Origin of the sequence: [Actinomadura] parvosata subsp. kistnae, assembly GCF_900323885.1 — a bacterium.
In the GTDB taxonomy this organism is placed as follows: Bacteria; Actinomycetota; Actinomycetes; order Streptosporangiales; family Streptosporangiaceae; genus Nonomuraea; species Nonomuraea composti.
This window is the reverse complement of the sequence record NZ_OOHJ01000031.1, coordinates 109492-128583: the sequence shown is the minus strand read 5'-3', so window position 1 is coordinate 128583 and position 19092 is coordinate 109492. Positions and strand designations below refer to the sequence as shown.

Annotated in this window: 21 protein-coding genes; 13 read left to right on the top strand and 8 right to left on the bottom strand. The window is 71.5% G+C overall.

Annotated elements, in window-relative coordinates:
- Positions 1 to 123: 123 nt before the first annotated feature.
- Both KIS93_RS60400 and KIS93_RS60395 read right to left on the bottom strand, forming a co-directional pair.
- The gene (locus tag KIS93_RS60400) at positions 124 to 723 is read right to left on the bottom strand and encodes an HAD family hydrolase (protein ID WP_080040804.1); all 600 of its coding nucleotides are present in this window, start codon (positions 721 to 723) and stop codon (positions 124 to 126) included.
- On the bottom strand, positions 720 to 1550 hold the full coding sequence (locus KIS93_RS60395) for a hypothetical protein (RefSeq protein WP_080040805.1): 831 nt from the start codon (positions 1548 to 1550) through the stop codon (positions 720 to 722). Before KIS93_RS60395 ends, KIS93_RS60400 begins: the two co-directional genes overlap by 4 nt.
- 170 nt (positions 1551 to 1720) lie before the next feature.
- On the opposite strand from KIS93_RS60395, the gene arfB reads away from it, so the two are divergent.
- The gene (gene arfB, locus KIS93_RS60390) at positions 1721 to 2128 is read left to right on the top strand and encodes an alternative ribosome rescue aminoacyl-tRNA hydrolase ArfB (protein WP_080040806.1); all 408 of its coding nucleotides are present in this window, start codon (positions 1721 to 1723) and stop codon (positions 2126 to 2128) included.
- Positions 2129 to 2211: 83 nt separating this feature from the next.
- On the opposite strand, the gene KIS93_RS60385 is transcribed toward arfB, so the two are convergent.
- Positions 2212 to 3012 (bottom strand): SDR family NAD(P)-dependent oxidoreductase, encoded by an 801-nt coding sequence (locus KIS93_RS60385; RefSeq protein ID WP_080040807.1) that lies wholly within the window; start codon positions 3010 to 3012, stop codon positions 2212 to 2214.
- A gap of 66 nt (positions 3013 to 3078) precedes the next feature.
- Here KIS93_RS60385 and KIS93_RS60380 point away from each other — a divergent pair, with 66 nt between their 5' ends.
- The gene (locus tag KIS93_RS60380) at positions 3079 to 3744 is read left to right on the top strand and encodes a TetR/AcrR family transcriptional regulator (RefSeq protein ID WP_080040808.1); all 666 of its coding nucleotides are present in this window, start codon (positions 3079 to 3081) and stop codon (positions 3742 to 3744) included.
- A gap of 6 nt (positions 3745 to 3750) precedes the next feature.
- On the opposite strand, the gene KIS93_RS60375 is transcribed toward KIS93_RS60380, so the two are convergent.
- Positions 3751 to 4191: an NUDIX hydrolase gene (locus tag KIS93_RS60375; RefSeq protein ID WP_080040809.1), complete on the bottom strand. Its 441-nt coding sequence runs from the start codon at positions 4189 to 4191 to the stop codon at positions 3751 to 3753.
- 77 nt (positions 4192 to 4268) lie between these two features.
- Here KIS93_RS60375 and KIS93_RS60370 point away from each other — a divergent pair, with 77 nt between their 5' ends.
- Together KIS93_RS60370 and KIS93_RS60365 are read left to right on the top strand one after the other, a co-directional pair.
- Complete coding sequence (locus KIS93_RS60370; protein ID WP_080040810.1) at positions 4269 to 5198, top strand: acyl-ACP desaturase; 930 nt, start codon at positions 4269 to 4271, stop codon at positions 5196 to 5198.
- A 267-nt stretch (positions 5199 to 5465) separates the two neighbouring features.
- On the top strand, positions 5466 to 5999 hold the full coding sequence (locus tag KIS93_RS60365) for an NADPH-dependent FMN reductase (RefSeq protein ID WP_168005713.1): 534 nt from the start codon (positions 5466 to 5468) through the stop codon (positions 5997 to 5999).
- Positions 6000 to 6050: 51 nt separating this feature from the next.
- Here the strand turns inward: KIS93_RS60365 and KIS93_RS60360 are convergent, their stop codons facing one another.
- The 3 genes from KIS93_RS60360 to KIS93_RS60350 form a co-directional block, all read right to left on the bottom strand.
- Complete coding sequence (locus tag KIS93_RS60360) at positions 6051 to 6392, bottom strand: hypothetical protein (RefSeq protein ID WP_080040812.1); 342 nt, start codon at positions 6390 to 6392, stop codon at positions 6051 to 6053.
- A 152-nt stretch (positions 6393 to 6544) separates the two neighbouring features.
- The gene (locus tag KIS93_RS60355) at positions 6545 to 7168 is read right to left on the bottom strand and encodes a hypothetical protein (protein ID WP_080040813.1); all 624 of its coding nucleotides are present in this window, start codon (positions 7166 to 7168) and stop codon (positions 6545 to 6547) included.
- Positions 7169 to 7218: 50 nt separating this feature from the next.
- Positions 7219 to 8007, bottom strand: a complete 789-nt coding sequence (locus KIS93_RS60350; RefSeq protein WP_206066382.1) for an HAD-IIA family hydrolase — start codon at positions 8005 to 8007, stop codon at positions 7219 to 7221.
- 53 nt (positions 8008 to 8060) lie between these two features.
- Between KIS93_RS60350 and KIS93_RS60345 the strand changes: the two genes are divergently transcribed.
- From KIS93_RS60345 to KIS93_RS60310, 8 genes are all read left to right on the top strand, one after another.
- Positions 8061 to 9251 (top strand): M20 metallopeptidase family protein, encoded by a 1191-nt coding sequence (locus tag KIS93_RS60345; RefSeq protein WP_080046986.1) that lies wholly within the window; start codon positions 8061 to 8063, stop codon positions 9249 to 9251.
- Position 9252: 1 nt separating this feature from the next.
- Positions 9253 to 10221, top strand: coding sequence for a zinc-dependent alcohol dehydrogenase family protein (locus KIS93_RS60340; RefSeq protein ID WP_080040814.1), 969 nt, complete (start codon positions 9253 to 9255; stop codon positions 10219 to 10221).
- 145 nt (positions 10222 to 10366) lie between these two features.
- Positions 10367 to 12199 carry an ABC transporter substrate-binding protein gene (locus KIS93_RS60335; protein ID WP_186405137.1) on the top strand — a complete coding sequence of 611 codons (1833 nt, stop codon included), beginning with the start codon at positions 10367 to 10369 and terminating at the stop codon, positions 12197 to 12199.
- Positions 12200 to 12202: 3 nt separating this feature from the next.
- Positions 12203 to 13210, top strand: a complete 1008-nt coding sequence (locus KIS93_RS60330) for an ABC transporter permease (protein WP_080040816.1) — start codon at positions 12203 to 12205, stop codon at positions 13208 to 13210.
- Positions 13207 to 14112 carry an ABC transporter permease gene (locus KIS93_RS60325; RefSeq protein ID WP_080040817.1) on the top strand — a complete coding sequence of 302 codons (906 nt, stop codon included), beginning with the start codon at positions 13207 to 13209 and terminating at the stop codon, positions 14110 to 14112. The genes KIS93_RS60330 and KIS93_RS60325 overlap by 4 nt, the downstream gene beginning before the upstream one ends.
- A 4-nt stretch (positions 14113 to 14116) precedes the next feature.
- Entirely contained in the window at positions 14117 to 15109 is a 993-nt protein-coding gene (locus KIS93_RS60320) for an ABC transporter ATP-binding protein (protein ID WP_230466379.1), read from the top strand.
- Positions 15106 to 16116, top strand: a complete 1011-nt coding sequence (locus KIS93_RS60315) for an ABC transporter ATP-binding protein (RefSeq protein ID WP_080040819.1) — start codon at positions 15106 to 15108, stop codon at positions 16114 to 16116. The genes KIS93_RS60320 and KIS93_RS60315 overlap by 4 nt, the downstream gene beginning before the upstream one ends.
- On the top strand, positions 16116 to 16967 hold the full coding sequence (locus KIS93_RS60310; RefSeq protein ID WP_080040820.1) for a GNAT family N-acetyltransferase: 852 nt from the start codon (positions 16116 to 16118) through the stop codon (positions 16965 to 16967). Before KIS93_RS60315 ends, KIS93_RS60310 begins: the two co-directional genes overlap by 1 nt.
- A gap of 5 nt (positions 16968 to 16972) precedes the next feature.
- On the opposite strand, the gene KIS93_RS60305 is transcribed toward KIS93_RS60310, so the two are convergent.
- Positions 16973 to 18085 (bottom strand): exo-beta-N-acetylmuramidase NamZ family protein, encoded by a 1113-nt coding sequence (locus KIS93_RS60305; protein ID WP_080040821.1) that lies wholly within the window; start codon positions 18083 to 18085, stop codon positions 16973 to 16975.
- A 58-nt stretch (positions 18086 to 18143) separates the two neighbouring features.
- Between KIS93_RS60305 and murQ the strand changes: the two genes are divergently transcribed.
- Entirely contained in the window at positions 18144 to 19043 is a 900-nt protein-coding gene (murQ, locus tag KIS93_RS60300; RefSeq protein ID WP_080040822.1) for an N-acetylmuramic acid 6-phosphate etherase, read from the top strand.
- The last annotated feature ends 49 nt before the right edge of the window (positions 19044 to 19092 follow it).

Genomic DNA, 19092 nt, shown 5'->3' with positions numbered 1-19092 from the left:
TCCACCCGCGCTGACTCCGCCGTGACGGCGGAGTCAAGCGCGGGTGAACAGCACCGGTCGGTCAGCGTGCGACGTCAGCGCGCGATCATCGCCCGTCAGGAGCGGGCGCGGCGCCCCTGGCTGTCAGAGGCGGGCGCGCGGCACGCTCTCCAGTGCCGTACGGAGTGCGGCGGCGTCGGTGAAGCGCAGGCCCGTCATGCCCGCCCGCTCGGCCCCCTCGACGTTCTCGGGACGGTCGTCGATGAAGACGATCTCGGCGGGGTCGGCGCCGAGCCCCTGGGCGAGCGCGTCGTAGATCTCCCGGTCGGGCTTCACCAGGCCCATCCTGCCGCTGTAGAACCGGTGGCCGATGGCGGCGATCCAGGGCAGCTCGTCGAGGCCGTCGCCGACGCACACGGGCGCGTTGGACAGCAGCGCCACGTCCGTGCCCGCCTCGATCAGGTCGCCGAGCAGGGCGATCGTGCCCTGGTTGGGATAGGCCCAGCTGGCGACGTCCATGGCGACGAGCCGGGCGACCTCGCTCTGCGTGGCGGGCCGGCCCAGCACCGCCGCCCAGTAGGTGTGCGGGGTCAGGCTCGCCCGGTCGAACTCCAGGCGGTGCTCCCAGTAGCCGCGCTTGAACTCCTCAGGCTCGGCCCCCACGGCCCGCGCCATGGCCTCGGCGTCGGAGTCGGGCTGGGGCAGGGAAAGGACACCGCCGTAGTCGAAGACTATCCACGTCATGCCAGGAATGGTCGCAGATGCGGGTCGAGCGCGGGGCAGCCCAGGTATTTCTCGGCGGTGTGGAAGTCGATCCAGTCGAGGTTGACGAGCTGCTCGACGTCCACGCCGGTGAAGCTGGCGGCCAGGGCGGGCGGGATGGCCGCGATGTCGTCCTTGTCGGCGATGTTCACCCAGCGCTTGACGTTCCTGGGGCGCTCGCCGCGGCCGTTGACGGGGGCGGGCAGGAGGCGTTCGAAGATGACGTTGCGCATGCCGAGCGGGCTGCCGAGCGTCAGCAGCAGGTCCACCTCCAGGTCGGGCTCGGCCCACAGGGCCTCGTAGGCGACGACGCTGCCGAGCGAGTGGGCGATCACCACTTTCGGCCGGTTCTTCCTGATGCACTCGGCCACGGCCCGCCGCGACTTCTCGCGCCTGGCCTGGTCGGTGAGGTACGCGGCCACCTCGGGCGCGAACAGCTTGGCGAAGGCGGCCGACCGGCTGTCCAGCCGCTCCAGCAGCCAGCCGGTGAACGACTTGAGCGCCCCCGTCACGTGCTCCCCCACGCCGAGGTGCCGGGCCCAGTCGACGAGCACCTGCTGGGCCTGCAGCTCCATCGCCTTCCTCGGCGCGTCCCCGCCGTAGGCGCCGTACCCGTCGTCGCCGTCGTGCAGCAGGTGGGAGAAGTAGGCGATCTCGGCGAAGTACGCCCGAGGCTCCCCACCGAGCCCGATGTGCAGGTAGCGGTCCCATTTCCGGCGCATGGCCTCGGCCGCCCCCGTCGCGGACCTGCCTGCTTCGAGGTAGTAGTTGTACTTGCCGATCCCGTGCACGCCGACGATGACGGCCACCGCGCCTCCCCGTGATCTTTTTGCCGGAATACTGGCACACGCCGCTTGCAGCCGGTTTGCAGAACGGGCGGCCCCGGTCCGGGGAAATACCGTTGCGGTCGGCATGGGCCCGCCGGATACGGTGACATGTCACTACAGCCGCTTCTTCTTCGAGAACGGGAGCTCCGCGCATGCCCGGCCCGCTGGTCGTCAACGACTCGATCGTCATCCCCGACATCGAGCTCGTCTGGCGCTTCTCCCGTTCCTCAGGTCCGGGCGGCCAGGGTGTCAACACCACCGACAGCCGGGTGGAGCTGACCTTCGACGTGGCCGGCAGCACGGCGCTGCCGCCCGCGCTCAAGGCGCGCGCCCTGGAGCGGCTGGGGTCCGCCACGATCACGATCGCGGCCTCTGAGTACCGCTCCCAGCTCCGCAACCGGGAGGCCGCCGCCCACCGCCTGGCGCAGCGGCTGCGCGAGGCCGTGGCGCCGCCGCCCAAGCGCCGCCGCCCGACCAAGCCCAGCCGGGGCGCCGTGGAGCGGCGGATCGCCGCCAAGAAGCACCGCTCCGACGTCAAGCGCCTGCGCCGCGACCCGTAGACCCCTGCGACGCACGGCCGGTAGGCCCTGTACGCCCGGCCGGTAGGCGCCGTACGCACGGCCGGTAGGCACTGTCCGCGCGGTCAGTGGACGCCGCGGATGGCGCCGCCGTCCACCCGCAGCGTGGTGCCGGTGACGTAGTCGGCGAGCGGGCCGCTGAGGTAGAGGACGGCGGCGGCGATCTCCTCGGGCCTGCCCATGCGCCCCATATCGTTGGGCGCCAGCTCCTCGATGGCGTTGCGCTCGATCTCCGCCCACGTCTCGCCCCAGCCCCGGGCCGGCGCGAGCCCGGTCAGGAGCTCCTGGACGGAGTCGACCAGGATGGCGCCGGGCGCGACGGTGTTGGCGGTGATGCCGGTGCCCTTCAGCTCGCGCGCCAGGGAGACGGTGAGGTTGTGGCGGGCGGCCAGGGTGGCGGTGTAGTGCGGCAGGTCGGCGCCCGGCTGGAGGGCGAGCCCGCCGCCGATCTGGATGACGCGGCCCCAGCCGCGCTCGTGCATGCGGGGCACCACGCGCAGGATCATGCGGACGGCGGAGACGACGTTGATCTCGTAGGTCCGGCTCCAGTCGGCGGCGGTGGCCTCCTTCCACGAGGCGTGCGGGTAGGCGCCGGCGTTGTTGACCAGGATGTCGATCGGCCCGCCGGCCAGCGCGGCGGCGGCCACGGCGGCGGCGCCCTCGTCGGTGGCCAGGTCGCCGATCGCGACGGCGGCGCCGCCCCCGGCCGCCCGGACGGCCTTGGCGACGGCCTCGGTCCGCGTGCGGTCGCGGCCGTGGACGACGACGTCGGCCCCTTCGTCCGCCAGCGCCTTGGCGATGGCCGCGCCCAGCCCGGAGCTGGAGCCGGTGACCAGCGCGCGCTTGCCTGTCAGTCGCAGATCCATGGTGTCCTCACCTCGTCAGCCATGTCTACAGTCGTAGACTTCGCCAGGAAGTATACACTCGTAGACATGACCGATCCCGCACCCGGCAGGCGCCGCCGTGACGCCGCCGCCACCCGGCAGGCCATCCTGGACGCGGCCGTCGCCGCCTTCACCCGGCACGGCTACGACGGCGTGGGGGTGCGCGAGATCGCCCAGAGCGCGGGCGTGACCGCGATGCTCATCAACCGCTACTTCGGATCGAAGGAACGGCTGTTCGCGGAGGCCGTCGACGTGGCGTTCGCGCCGCGCACGGTGATCGCGGGCACGGGCGCGGAGCTTCCCGGCGAGACGGCGCGGGCGCTGGTGCGGCGGACGGCGCCGGAGGCGGAGGAGCTGGGGCCGTTCCTGCTCATGCTGAGGTCGGCGGCCAATCCGCAGGCGGCGCGGATCATGCGCGAGGCCATCGCGCTGCACGCCGGGCGGCATCTCAACGAGGAGCTGTGCGGTCCGGACGCCGGGGTGCGGGCGGAGCTGATGCTCTCCGTGCAGGCCGGGGTCTGGCTGATGCGCCGCGTCCTCGGCACGACGGCGCTGGCCGAGGCGGAGCCGGAGAAGCTCGCCGAACGGCTCGAATCGCTCTTCGGCCTGCTCGCCGAAGGCGGCTCGCCACAGCCGGCCCGAAGGCCGCTCGCCGAAGGCGGCTCGCCGCAGCCGGCCCGAAGGCCGCTCGCCGCGGCCCCGCCCGAAGGGTGAGCGAAGTCAGCCGATGAGGCGGGGCAGGGCGGTGATGCTGGCCGAGAGGTAGCCGGCCACCGCCTGCGGGATGAGGTTGCGGGAGAAGATCTCCGAGCGCCGCAGCGGGACGCGCTCCACCTCGTACAGACCCCGGGACGGATCCTCGAACTCGGGGCCGTGCCGCAGCTCCGGGTCCATGGACACCAGCCGGCAACCGAACACGTGCTGGGTCTTGACCTCGCCCTGCCACGGGTAGGAGACGCTGACGAGGAAGGTCACGTCGGAGACGGTCGCGCCGAGCTCTTCCAGCAGCTCGCGGCGGAGCGTGTCCTCCAGGGAGCCGTCCTCCGGCTCGACGTGGCCGCCGGGCACGGACCAGTAGCGGGCGCGGCCCGGGACCGTGCGCCGGAAGAGAACCAGGCGCTCGTCGTGGTCGAGCAGGACACCACGGACACTAGGTCGCATACATACACCTTATTTGACCGTTATGTCCTTCCGGTAGCCTAACCTACGGTACCGTAACCTGAAGGAGAAGATCTTTTATGGCGATGACTCAGACGGAGCTCCTCCACGCCCTCGAGCCGGTCGTGGAGGTCGAGCTCAACCGCCACGAGAAGGTGGCGAAGGAGTGGTTCCCGCACGAGTACATCCCGTGGAGCGAAGGCCGCAACTTCGACGGCATCTACGGGGGCGAGGCCTGGGAGGAGGGCCACTCCAAGATCCCGGAGGCGGCCCGCGTATCGCTCATCGTCAACCTCCTCACCGAGGACAACCTGCCCAGCTACCACCACGAGATCGCCACGACGTTCGGCCGCGACGGCGCCTGGGGCACGTGGGTGCACCGCTGGACCGCCGAGGAGGACCGCCACGGCACCGCCCTGCGCGACTACCTCACCGTCACCCGCGCCGTGGACCCGGTGGCGCTGGAGCGGGCCCGCATGGCGCACATGGAGAGCGGCTTCATGACGGAGTACAACACGATGCTGCAGCAGCTCGCGTACGTCTCCTTCCAGGAGCTCGCCACCCGCATCGCGCACCGCAACACCGGCCGGGCGTCCGGCGAGGAGGGCTGCGAGCGGCTGCTGGCCAGGATCGCCGCCGACGAGAACCTGCACATGCTCTTCTACCGCAACCTGCTCAAGGCGGCCTTCGAGCTCGACCCGAACCAGACCATGCGCGCCGTGACCGACGTGGTGACCACCTTCCAGATGCCCGGCCAGGGCATGGACGGCTTCGCCCGCAAGGCCATGATCATCGCGAACGAGGGCATCTACGACCTGCGCCTGCACCTCGACGACGTGCTCATGCCGGTGCTGCGCCAGTGGTCGGTGTTCGACAAGACCGGGCTCGACGCCGAGGGTGAGAAGGCGCGCGAGGAGCTGTCGGCGTTCCTGGCGAAGGCGGACGCCACGGCCGCCCGGTTCGTGGAGCGCCGCGAGGAGCGCCGCGCCCGCGCCGCCGCCCGCCAGTAGGGCCGCCGCGAAAGGAGGCCCCGCCAGCAAGGCCCGCCCGCGAAAGGATGGCCCGCCAGCAGGGCCGCACCACCCCTCCGCACCATCCCTCCGCACGTCCCGGCACCCGGCGCCGCAGCAAGCCCCCAAGCGCCGGTGCCCCCTTCGGCGTGCCCGGCATCCCGTACGGACGGGAATGTCTGTGCCCCTCTTGACCAGCAGATGGTCTTGGACATCCGGCACATCGGGCAGGTTCTCGGTAACACCGGAACCCCTGGGGAGCAGAGGGTGAAAATCATCGGGATCGCCGCCAGCCTCCACGCGGGGTCATTCATCACCAGATTGCTGGACGCGGCGGGCGGCGAGCTGCCGCCTGGCGTCGGCTTCGAGGTGTGGCGCGGACTGGGCGAGATCCCGGCCTACCGACCGGGGCCCGTGCCGGCCGCGGCGAGGGACCTCGTCACGCTGGTCGCGGGCGGTGACGCCGTCCTGCTGACCGCGCCCGAGCACAGCCTGCTGCCGGTGGAGCTGACGCACGCGCTGGACTGGATGGCGGCGCGCGAGGGCCTGTCGGGCAAGCACGTGGCGGTGATGAGCGCGAGCGCGCGGGCCTGCGGGGCCATGTGGGCGCAGGCGGAGCTGTACAAGCAGCTCCTGGGCGCCGGCGCGGTCGTGATGGGGGCCGAGCTGGTGATCTCGCCGACGTGGCCGCACTTCGACGAGGCGGGCCGGCTGGCCGCTCCCGGCCTGCGCACGCAGGTGCGCAACGTGATCAGGCAACTCTGCCCGGCCGAGATGATGGAGCCCGCACTCTCGCTCTGAGCGTCTGCCCGGCCGAGACGATGGACCCCGCGCTCTCCCTCTGAGAGTCCGTCACTCGTCGGGGGTCAGCCGGTCGACCTTGATCGCCAGGTCCATGACCTCGGAGCGCAGGAAGTTGAACTCGTGCTCGACCTTCGACCGGATGACCTCGAACTCGACGGCGATCTCGGTGCGCACGTCGCCCTCCGCGCCCGGCCCGCCGCCGCCGAGCAGCTTCCTGACCTCGGCGAGGTCGGCTCTGAGCGCGCTCATCTCGGCCTGCGCCCTCTTGGTCCGGTCGATGACCTCGCGCAGGAGCGCCTCCTGCTCCTGTGACTCCTTGACCCGCTCAGCGGCGGTCTCGAGATCCTCGACGCGCAGTTTCAGATCGAGGATCTCCGCCCGTATGTCCACGCACTCCTGCCTTTTCCCGCCGTACGACCTCCCGTCAACCCATGATCGCAGGCCGTCGTGAGGCGAGGCGTGCGGGAGGAGGGCCGGGTGTGGTTCTTTCCACCCGGCCGGCGGCAGAGGTTACAAGCGGGTGGAGGTATCTCCACCCGTCGTCACCGGCGGTCCTCGATCTCCCACAGGTGGTCGATGACGTGCCAGGCGATGCGGCGCAGCGCGTAGCGGGGCGGCCAGCCGGTCGCCGCCGGCGGCTGCCACGGGCGCGACAGGACCTGCGCCAGCTCCGCCCGCATCGCGTCCCGGTCCGCGACCGACTTGTACGGCTTGTGCCGCACGCCGACCTTCCTGGCGAAGGCGCGCTCGGCGCTCTCCACGTGGTCGACGATCTTCGTCCGGTCGCGGCCGCCGCCGCGCGGGCCCTTGCTCAGCTCCTCGGGCGAGACGGCGGCGACCTCGTCGAACAGCTCCCAGGCGGCCCGCACCAGCGCCACCGACCGCTCGGCTTCGGCGGCGGGCAACGGCTCCAGGTCGAGGTCCGGCACCTCGTAGGGGACGCCGAAGTCGGTCATCGAGGTGCCCCGCACCTGCCCCACCACCCGGGGGTCGCCGGGCTCGAACGCCAGGCCGGCCCGCTCCGCGATGACGCGGTAGCGGGGCGCGTAGTCCATGAGCCGGTCGAGCGCCGCCTCCTCGCCCTTGTCGACGCGGCACCAGCCGGGCCAGTCGAGGGCGCAGGCGAACACCTTTTTCGGGCCTGTCTCCAGGTAGACGCGGGTCATGGGGCCGAGCCTGTCATGCGTACCTGTCAGCGAGCGTCAGGTATGGGCGGTCAGATGAGGTCGATCAGGTCCGCCACCGAGTCCACGACGAGCGAGGGCCGGTAGGGGAACCGGTCGATCTCGTGGCGCTGGGTGACCCCCGTGAGCACGAGGATCGTGAACAGCCCGGCCTCCATGCCCGAGACGATGTCGGTGTCCATCCGGTCGCCGATCATGGCCGTGGTCTCGCTGTGGGCCTCGATCTCGTTGAGCGCGCTGCGCATCATGCGCGGGTTGGGCTTGCCGACGAAGTACGGCTCCACGCCCGTCGCCTTGGTGATCATGGCCGCGACGGCGCCGCACGCGGGCAGGGAGCCCTCGGTGGAGGGGCCGATCGGGTCGGGGTTGGTGGCGATGAAGCGGGCGCCGCCCTCGATGAGCCGGATGGCGCGGGTGATCTGGGTGAAGCTGTAGGTGCGGGTCTCGCCGAGCACCACGTAGTCGGGGTCGAGGTCGGTCAGCACGTAGCCGACCTCGTGCAGCGCCGTGGTGAGCCCGGCCTCGCCGATCACGTACGCCGAGCCGCCGGAGCGCTGGTCGTCGAGGAACTGGGCGGTGGCCAGGGCGGAGGTCCAGATGGACTCGGCGGGCACGTCGAGGCCCGCGCCCGCCAGGCGTACCGACAGATCGCGCTGGGTGTAGATCGAGTTGTTGGTCAGCACCCGGAACTTCTTGCCGGATTCGCTGAGCCGCTTGATGAATTCGTCCGCACCTGGGACCGGTCGTCCCTCGTGGACGAGGACGCCGTCCATGTCGGACAACCAGGAGTCGATCCGCTTACGCTGAGTCACGTGGCCCATCGTACCGAGCGCGCCTTATCGACTTCCCGCCCGGCACATGAACAATGTTCTTCATGTCGTTCTCTGAATCCGCCCAGGACCTGCGGGACGAGCTGGTCCGGCTCAGGCACTCGCTGCACACGACCCCGGAGCTGGGGCTCCACCTGCCGCGCACCCAGGAGAAGGTGCTGGCGGCGCTGGAGGGGCTGCCGCTGGAGATCAGGACGGGCACGAAGCTGAGCTCGGTCACCGCGGTGCTGCGGGGCGGGCGGCCGGGCCCCGCGGTGCTGCTGCGCGGCGACATGGACGCGCTGCCCGTGACCGAGAAGAACGATCTGCCCTACGTCTCCCAGTTGCCCGGCCAGATGCACGCCTGCGGCCACGACCTGCACACGGCGATGCTGGCGGGGGCGGCGCACCTGCTGAGCGGGCGGCGCGAGGAGCTGGCCGGCGATGTGATCTTCATGTTCCAGCCGGGCGAGGAGGGGCATCACGGCGCCCGGTACATGATCGAGGAGGGCGTGCTGGACGCGGCGGGCGCGCGGCCGGTGGCGGCGTACGGCATGCACGTGGTGTCGGCGATGCTGCCGCCGGGGCTGTTCGCGTCGCGGCCGGGGCCGATCATGGCGGCGGCCGACACGTTCTGCGTGACGGTGAAGGGGCGCGGCGGGCACGGGTCGAGCCCGCACCGCTCCCTCGACCCGATCCAGGCGGGCTGCGAGATGGTGACGGCGCTGCAGACGATGGTGACCAGGACGTTCGACGTGTTCGACCCGGTCGTGGTGACGGTGGGCAGCTTCCACGGCGGCTCGGCCGACAACGTGATCCCGGACGACGCCCGGTTCGAGGCGACGGTGCGCACGTTCAGCAGGGACAACCGGGTGCTGGTCAAGCGGCGGCTGGTGGAGGTCGTGCGGGGGATCGCGGCGGCGCACGGGCTGGAGGTGGAGGCGTCGTTCAACGACGGCTACCCGGTGACGGTGAACGACGGGGGCGAGGCGGGGTTCGTGGGGCGGACGGCCGACGAGCTGTTCGGGCCGGGGCGCTACTTCGTCTCGCCGCAGCCGGTGATGGGGTCGGAGGACTTCTCGTACGTGCTGGAGAACGTGCCGGGCGCGTTCGTGTTCCTGGGGGCGTGCCCGCCGGACCGGGATCCGGCGACGGCGCCGTACAACCACTCCCCCGAGGCGGTGTTCGACGACGCGGTGCTGCCCGACGGGGCGGCGCTCTACGCGCAGCTCGCGTACGCGCGGCTGTCGGCCTGACGTGCGCGCCTGGGTGGTCGGGCGGCCGGGCCCGATGGCGTCGGGGCCTCTGGAGCTGGTCGAGCGGGAGGTGCCGGCGCCGGGGCCCGGCGAGGTGCTGGTGCGGGTGGAGGCGTGCGGCGTGTGCCGGACGGACCTGCATCTGGCGGAGGGCGATCTGGCGCCGCGCCGCCCGCGCACCTCGCCCGGCCACCAGGTGGTGGGCCGGGTGGAGGGCACGGGCGAGCGGGTGGGGGTGGCGTGGCTGCGCTCCACCTGCGGCACGTGCCGCTACTGCCGGCGGGGTATGGAGAACCTGTGCCCGCGCTCGACCTACACGGGGTGGGACGCGGACGGCGGCTACGCCGAGTACGTCGCCGCGCCCGCGGACTACGTCTATCCGCTGCCCGGCGACCGCCCGGCGGTGGAGCTGGCGCCGCTGCTGTGCGCCGGGATCATCGGCTACCGGGCGCTGGCCCGGTGCGACCTGCCGCCGGGCGGGCGCCTGGGCATCTACGGGTTCGGGGCGTCGGCGCACCTGACGGCGCAGGCGGCGATCGCGCAGGGCGCGGTGGTGCACGCGGTGAGCAGGTCGGCCGCGTCGCGGGAGCTGGCGCTGGAGCTGGGCGCCGCCTCGGCCACCGGCGGTCCCCCGCCGGAGCCGCTGGACGCGGCGATCCTGTTCGCGCCGGTGGGCGAGCTGGTGCCGCCGGCGCTGGAGGCACTCGACCGCGGCGGGACGCTGGCGGTCGCGGGGATCCACCTGACGGACGTGCCGGTGCTGAACTACGAGCGGCACCTGTTCCAGGAGCGCACGCTGCGCAGCGTGACCGCCAACACCAGGGCCGACGGGCGGGCGTACCTGGAGCTGGCGCTGGCGCATCCGCCGCACGTGATGGCGGTGCCGTACGCGTTCGAGGAGGCGGACCGGGCGCTGGGCGACCTGGCGGCCGATCGGGTGAACGGGGCCGCGGTCCTGGTCATGGCCTGAACAGGCACTTGATGGAGATAAGCACCAGTCCATACACTCATGAAGGAAAGTTACATTAGCCTCACAACCTCTGGAGATTATTGACGCCGATCGGGCCCGATCGTAATGTCCGGTCAATCCCTAGAGACATCCCCCGGAGCGGCAAATGAAGCGACTGGCAGCGGTAGTGGCGTTGCTGGGCCTTGCCACCGCGACTGCGGCGTGCAGTGGTGGCACCACCAACAAGTCCGGCGGCTCGGGCGGTGGTGGCGGCGGGCTCTTCACCACGATCGACGTGACCCGCACGGGTCTTGAGGCGACGGCGCCGGCCAACCCGTACAACCCCAAGGGCAACGCCTTCGTGGGCTTCAACGCGATGCGGATCGGCTGGGTCAAGAACCACCTGACCGACCCGAACCAGGCCCTGCCCGGCATCGCGGCGAGCTGGGAGATCGCGCCCGACAACTCCTCCATCACGCTGAAGCTGCAGCCGAACGCCAAGTGGTCCGACGGCAAGCCGGTCACCGCCGAGGACGTCAAGATGTCCATCGGCATCGCCTACACGCAGGGCAGCACCGCCTTCTCGATCACGCCGGGCGCGGCGGGCGCGGCGGCCGACGTGACGGTCGTCGACCCGCAGACCCTGAAGATCACCCAGGACATGGCCAACCCGAGCCCGAAGTTCGCCCGTGGCGTGCTCGACACCAACGTCCTGCCCGCGCACGTGTGGAGCAGCGTGCTGCCGGCCGACTTCTGGGACAAGCTGAAGGCCGCCAGGGGAGACGGCGCGGACGCCGAGAAGGCGCGCGAGGAGATCACCGCCCTCGGTGAGAAGGTCATCGCCTTCGCGCCGCCGAAGGACGTCTCCGCCGGCCCGTTCGTGCTGGAGCGGGTCAACCCGTCCGAGGCGCTGCTGGTCAAGAACCCGAACTTCTACAACGCCGCGAACGTCGCGCCCGCGCAGGTGAAGTTCCTCAACTACACCGGCAACGAGCAGATCTGGAACTACCTCACGCAGGGCAAGCTCGACCAGGCGGGCTTCACCGCCACCCCGACCGACGTGATGAACCGGATCAAGCAGGCCCCGGGCAACGAGATCATCAAGGGCTACTCGCCGGTCGCCGTGAGCATGGCCTTCAACCAGTCCAAGAAGCCGTACGACAACGTGCACGTGCGCCGCGGCCTGGCCTACCTCATCAACCGCGACGAGGTCACGAAGGTCGCCTCGCCCGAGGGTGGCACGCCGGCCGTCACGACCAGCGGCATCCACCAGAAGGCCGCGCAGGCGTGGATCCCGGAGACGCTGCCGCAGCTCGAGCCGTACAAGCCGGACGTGGCCAAGGCCGAGAAGGAGTTCGAGCAGGCCGGCCTGACCAAGAAGGACGGCAAGTGGACGCTGGCCGACGGCTCGGCCTGGAAGGTGTCCATGCACGCGCCGGCCGGCTTCTCCGACTGGCTGTCGGCGCAGGAGAACATCAAGACCCAGCTCACCAAGGCGGGCGTGGACGCGGAGGTCGTCACGACCGCCGACTACCCGCTCTACCTGTCGGAGCTGAACGCCGGCAAGTACGACGTCGGCTTCTGGCTGATGGCGCTCGGCCCGGCGCCGTACGACATCTACCAGCGCCTCTACGGCGCCTCCAACGGCTGGACGAACATCGGCAACAAGGTGACCCACGCGGCGCCCGGCAAGAACGGCAACTGGATGGGCGGCCCCGAGGAGATCGAGGTCGACGGCGCGAAGATCAACCCCGGTGAGCTGACCGCCAAGCTCAACTCGGTCGGCGACGCGGAGGCCAAGCCGATCATGGCCCAGCTCGCCAAGGCCGCCAACCAGGACCTGCCGGTCATCCAGCTCTGGGACTACGTCAACACCCAGTTCGTCAACAACAACCGCTTCACGGGCTGGCCGAAGGACGACGAGCTGCTGCGCGGCGGCGGCAACGTCCTGATGGCGGGCGTGTGGATCCAGCAAGGTCTGATCAAGGCGAAGCAGTAGCCTATGACGCTCATCGCACGGCGACTCGCGGGCCACCTGGCCCGCGGTGTCGTCATGATCCTCGTAGTGGCGACGATCACCTTCTTCATCGTCAACAACATCCCGGGCGACCCCATGGCCGCCCGGTACGAGAAGCTCATCGAAGGCGGCATGGCCCCGCAGGCAGCCAGCCAGGCCGTGAAGGTGCTGTACGGCTTCCAGCCCGACGGCACGCTCTGGCAGCAGTACACCGAGTACCTCGGCGGCCTGTTCCGGCTCGACCTCGGCGTCTCCGTCAGCAGGCCGGGCACGCCGGTGCTGGACGTGCTGACCGAGGCGGCCAAGTGGACCGTTCTACCGGTGCTGCTGGGCACGCTGCTGAGCTTCCTCGTCGGGATCATCCTCGGCGTGTTCGCGGCCATCAAGCGCACCGGCAAGCTGGGCGACGCGCTGGCGATCTCCGGCTCGCTGCTGCACGGCATCCCGCAGTACGTGCTCGCGATGCTGCTCGTGGTGATCTTCGCGACGCTGATCCCGATCCTGCCCGCCGAGGGAACGGTGGACATCCTGTACGAGCCGGGCTTCAACGCCGGCTACATCGGCTCGATGGCCGAGCACGCCGTGCTGCCGGTCGTGACGTACGCGCTGTCGGCGTACGGCGGCTGGATCCTGGCGATGAAGTCGAGCGTGGTGACCGTGCTCGGCGACGACTTCATCCTGGCCTCGGAGCTGCGCGGCATGAAGCGCTCGATCGTCTTCCGCTACATCACGCGCAACGCGATCCTGCCGCTGTTCACGCTGCTGGCCCTGTCGCTGGGCCTGCTGCTCGGCGGCGCGGTCTTCATCGAGAAGATCTTCAACTATCCGGGGCTCGGCTGGCTGCTGATCGGCAGCGTCCAGGATCGTGACTACGCGCTGATGAGCGGGGCGTTCCTGCTGATCACGGTCGCGACCATCCTCGCCAACATCGTGGCCGACCTGTTCTACACCGTGATCGACCCACGGGTCCGCAGCGGAGAGGAGGCGTCGTGAGCGCCACACTCGTCCCCGAGACGGCGTCGGCCGCCTCGACCATGCGGCGCAACTTCTGGCGCGGCGTGTGGCGGGTCATGAAGCGCAAGCCGAGCCGGATGGCCGGGGTGGTCATCCTCGCCGGTTTCATCCTGATGGCCGTGGTGGGGCCGATGCTCCTGCCGGAGCACCTGCCGGGCGACACCTCCTCGATCACGCAGCCGCCGAGCTGGGAGCACTGGTTCGGCACCGACCCGCAGGGCCGCGACGTGCTCGCGCTGGTCGTCAAGGGCTCCCGGTACGTGCTGCTGACCGCCGCGGTCACCGCGCTCATCACGGTCGTCGCGGGCACCGCGATCGGCCTGTTCTCCGGGTTCAAGCGGGGCCGCTGGGACACCGTCCTCATGCGGCTGACCGACATGAAGCTCACCATCCCCGGCCTGCCGCTGCTGCTGGTGCTGGCGACGGTGTGGCAGTTCGGCAGCCCGCTGCAGATGGGCCTGGTGCTGGGGCTGCTCGGGTGGGGCGGCGTGGCGCGGGCGGTGCGCTCGCAGACGCTGTCGCTGCGCGAGCGGGGCTTCATCGAGGCGGCGCGCGGGCTGGGGCTGTCCACGTCGCACATCATCGGCAGGGAGCTGCTGCCGAGCATGGCGCCGTACATCGCGATGAACATGCTGATCTCGGTCACCGGGGCCGTCTACTCGCAGGTGGGGTTGTTCTTCCTGGGCGTGCTGCCGTACGAGTCGGACAACTGGGGCGTCATGCTCAACCTGGCCGTCTTCCAGGCCGGCGCCATGGTCACGCCGACCGCGCTCGGCTACCTGCTGGGGCCGCTGCTGGCGATCCTGCTGCTGACGCTGGCCATCGTGCTCGTGGTGGACGCCATGGACGAGATCTTCAACCCCCGGCTGCGCGAGGAGTAGGCACGTGGTTCAGCAAGCGCCGGGAGTGCGCATCGACGGCCTGACGGTCGTCTACAAGACCCCCGCGGGTGAGCTGCCCGCCGTCCGCGGCATCGACCTGACGCTGGAGCCGGGCTCGATCACCGGCATCGTGGGCGAGTCCGGGTCCGGCAAGTCGACGCTGGCGTTGTCGCTGCTCAACGCCGTCCAGCCGCCCGGCAGGATCGCGGCGGGCCGCGTCGAGATCGACGGGCTGGGTGACGTGGTGGGGCTGGCGGGCGAGCAGCTCCGCAAGGCGCGCGGCCGGCATATCGGCTACGTCTTCCAAGCCGCGCAGAACTCGCTCAACCCGCTCAAGACGGTCGGCAAGCAGCTGCTCGACCTGGGCCGCTCGCACGGCGTGGAGGACCTGCGCGGCCTGGTCCGCGAGGCCAAGGACCTGCTGGGCAGGATGGGCCTCGACGGCGCCCGCGTGCTGGACTCGCACCAGCACGAGCTGTCCGGCGGCATGCGCCAGCGCGTCGGCATCATGCTGGCCCTCGTGCTCAACGCCCACCTGGTCGTGCTGGACGAGCCCACGACCGCGCTCGACATGATCACCCAGGCGAACATCCTGAAGATCGTCCGCGAGGTGCACGCCGAGCGCGGCCTGACGACGCTCGTCATCACGCACGACATCGGCGTGGTGGCCGAGGTCGCCGACCGGCTGGCCGTCATGTACGGCGGCCGCCTGGTCGAGCAGGGCCCCACCCGGGAAGTGCTCGGCGCGCCCCGGCATCCCTACACGAAGGGCCTCATCCGGGCCATCCCCCGGCTCGTCGGCGACATCGACGAGGCCCAGGCGCTGCCCGGCCGGCCGCCGACGCTGGCCACGGTGCCCAAGGAGGGCTGCGTGTTCAGGGAGCGCTGCGCGCTGCGCATGGACGTGTGCGACACCGTGGACCCGCAGGCGGTGGCCGACGGCCCGCGCACCGTGGCCTGCCACGCCGTGACCGTGACCGTGAAGGAGCACGCATGATCACCGGAACCGGGGTCGTCAAGACCTTCAAGCAGCGCGGCAAGCTGCTCGGTGCCCGCGAGGTGCGGGCGCTGCGGGGCGTGGACTTCGCCATCCCCAAGGGCGGCGCGGCCTCGTTCATCGGGGAGTCCGGCTGCGGGAAGACGACGCTGGGGCGGATCATCGCGGGGCTGGAGTCGTACGACGAGGGTGAGATCGCGATCGACGGCGTGTCCATGTCGGCGCTCAAGCCCAAGCAGCGCCAGCCGCACTTCCGCAAGATCCAGATGATCCACCAGGACCCGTATTCGGCCCTGAACCCGACCAGGACCATCCACCAGACGCTGCACGCCCCGCTGAGCCTGCGCGCCAGGCAGACCGGCCGGCCGAAGTCGTGGATCGAGGAGCGGGCGGCCGAGGTGCTGACGCTGGTCGGCCTCGACCCGGGCACGGTGCTGTCGCGCTACCCGCACCAGCTCTCCGGCGGCATGCGGCAGCGGGTCGTCATCGCCCGCGCGCTGACCGTGGACCCCGAGATGCTGGTCGCCGACGAGGCCGTCTCGATGATCGACGTCTCGCTCCGGCTGGGCATCCTGGCGCTGCTGAAGGACCTGCGCGAGCGGCTGGGCGTGCGCGTGCTGTTCATCACCCACGACGTGGCCACGGCCCGCTACATCGGCGACGACGGCGAGCTGTACGTGATCTACCGCGGCCAGGTCGTCGAGCGCGGCCCCGTGGACACGATCATCGCCGACCCGGTGCACCCGTACACGCAGTCGCTGCTGTCGGCGATCCCGGTGCTGCACGGCCTGGAGCTGCCCGGCGAGCAGCCGGTGGTGCCGCTGGAGTCGCTGGACGACAGCCGGTCGGAGGACGGCTGCCTGTTCGCCCCGCGCTGCCCGTTCCGGCAGGAGCGGTGCACGGATGAACGGCCGCTGCTGCAGGTCACCGAGGGTGTGCCGCAGGAGCACGCGTGCTTCTACCCCGAGCGGCGCAGCGTGATCGCCCGCCCGATGAGCGAGGTGTGATGTTCTCTGTCGAGCCGGCGCGGCTCGCCGAGGCGGCCGCGATCGCCGAGGCCGCGCTGACCCTGGACACCGGAGAGGCGGCCGCCCTGGTCCGGCACCTGTCGCACCCTCCGGAGGGCAGGCGGTGGACGGCGCTGGCCGTGGACGGCGGCGTGGTGCTGGCCTCGATGTCGGACAAGGATCCGGCCGTCGGGCACCTCGACCTGCTCGCCGTACGTCCGGAGGCCAGAGGCGAGGGGCGCGGGACGGCGCTCGTGCGCGCGGCCGAGGACTGGCTGCGGGAGCAGGGGGCGCGCCAGGCCCGCTTCGCCGGGAACCCGCCGTGCTACGCCTGGCCCGGCATCGACGTGCGCTACACCGCCGCCGCCTGCCTGGCCGAGAGCCTCGGCTACGAGCGCTACCACGTGGCCTGGAACATGACCGCCGACCTGGGCGTGGACCTGTCCACCGAGGACGAGGCGGCGCGCCTGGAGCGGGCGGGCGTCACCGTGCGCGCGGCCGGGGAGGACCGCGCGCGGGTGGCCGCGTTCGTCGAGGAGCACTGGAACGAGCGGTGGGCCTGGGAGGCGGTCACCGCGTCCGGGCTGCACTACGCCGAGCGCGACGGCGAGATCCTGGGCTTCGCCGCCTGGGGCGCGCGCCCTGCCTGGTTCGGCCCGATGGGCACCGCCCCCGCCGCGCGCGGGCTCGGCCTGGGCCGGGTGCTGCTGCGCCGGTGCCTGGCGGAGCAGCGGGCGGCGGGGCAGGACAGCGCCCAGATCGGGTGGGTGGGGCCGTTGCGGTTCTACTCGCGCGCGGTGGGCGCGCGAGCGGAGCGCGTCTTCTGGCTCTACCGGCGCGACCTGGCGTGATGGTCTCAGCGGTAGAGCAGCGATCCTTCGGGGCGGCCCGGCGGCGGGCACAGCTCGCGCGGGTCGGCCCCCTCCTCCAGGCACCGCGACAGGGTGCCGGACCCCCACAGGCGGTCCAGGAACAGGTCCGGGCCCTGCCAGCGCAGGTCGTCCGGGTAGAGGGTGCGGGCCACGTGCAGGAGGGCCAGGCCCGTGAGCACCGGCCTGAACGCCTCCCGGTCGTGCACGTGGAGCTGCACCCCGCGCACGGGGGTGCCGGCGTGCTTGTGGAACGTCGGCGTGAACCACACCTCCCTGAACCGCACCCCGGGCAGGCCCAGCGCGGCCAGCGCGGGCGCGAACCGCGCGTCCGCGTACGGCGCCCCGACCAGCTCGAACGGCCGGGTGGTGCCGCGCCCCTCGGAGAAGTTCGTGCCCTCGATGAGGCCGGTGCCCGGGTAGACGAGCGCGGTGTCGGGCGTCGGCATGTTGACCGACGGCATCACCCAGGGCAGCCCCGTCTCGGCGAACGTCATGTCGCGCCGCCAGCCCTCCATGGTGACGACCGTCAGGTCCACGTCGAGCCCGAACAGCCCGGCCAGCTCCCCTGCCGTCCTGCCGTGCCGCAGGGGCAGCGGGAAGCGGCCCACGAAGCTCGCGTACGCCGGGTCGAGCGGCGGGCCCTCCTCGACGGTCCCGCCGAGGGGGTTCGGCCGGTCCAGGACGACGAAGCGCAGGCCGAGCCGGGCGGCCGACTCCATCAGGTCGTACATCGTCCAGACGTAGGTGTAGAAGCGGGCGCCGACGTCGGCGATGTCGAAGACCAGCGTGTCCACGCCGGCGGCGGCCACCACCCGGTCCAGCTCCCGCCCCGACAGCCGGTACGTGTCGAACACCGGCAGCCCGGTCCGCTCGTCCACGGTGTCACCCTCGGCCCCGTCCGCCTGCGCGGTGCCGCGCAGGCCGTGCTCGGGGCCGAACAACGCGGTCAGCTTCACCCCGGCGGCCGGCAGGGCGTCGGCCGTGGGGGTGAGATCGGGCAGGACTCCGGTGGGGTTGGTGATCAGCCCGAGCCGGCCGCCTCCCGCGAGGGAGGGGTCGGCGGCCAGGCGTTCTGCTCCGGTTCGTACGTGCGGCATGCAACCCATTGTCTGAAAGATATTTACAAGAGAGAAGTAGAGGGTGGAAATTAGCGACATGATTGATCCGCTGCCCGAGCTGTCCACCGAGCAGAGCGACCCCCGCTACAGCCAGATCGACCGGCTGCCGACCGAGCGGATCGCCCGCCTGATGAACCAGGCCGACGCCGCCGTGCCCGCCGCCGTCGCGGTGGCCATCCCGGCGATCTCGGCCGCCATCGACGCGATCGCCGAGAGGATGGGCCAAGGCGGCCGGCTCGTCTACGTGGGCGCCGGCACCTCCGGACGGCTCGCCGTGCTCGACGCCAGCGAGTGCCCGCCCACGTTCGGCACCGACCCGTCGCTGGTGCAGGGCATCATCGCGGGCGGCCCCGACGCGCTGACCCGCTCCGTCGAGGGCGCCGAGGACGACGCCGAAGCCGGCGCCGCCGCGATCGGGGACCTGGAGGTGGGACCGCTCGACTCGGTGGTGGGCGTGTCCGCCAGCGGGCGGGCCCCTTTCGTGCTGGGCGCGCTGGCGGAGGCCAGGAGCCGCGGCGCGCTCACCGTCGGCCTGTCCTGCAATGACGACGCGCCGCTCTCGGCCGCCGCCGACCACGGCATCGAGGTCGTCGTCGGGCCCGAGGTGGTGACCGGCTCCACCCGGCTGAAGGCCGGCACCGCGCAGAAGCTCGTCCTGAACATGATCTCCACGATCTCGATGGTCAAGCTGGGCCGCACGTACGGGAACAAGATGATCGAGATGTCGGCCATGAACAGCAAGCTCGCCGGGCGGGCCATGCGCATGGTCGCCGACATCACCGGCGCGGACCGGGAGACGGCGGGCGCGGCGCTGGACGCGGCCGGGGGGCAGGCGAAGGTCGCGGTGCTGATGATCCAGCACGGCCTCGACGCCGACGGCGCCCGCGCGCTCCTGGAGTCGCACGGCGAACGCCTCAGCGACGCGCTCAGCGGCTGAGCACTCCGAGGGACGGGGATGAGCGATCGGCGGGAAGCGGCGGGCGCGG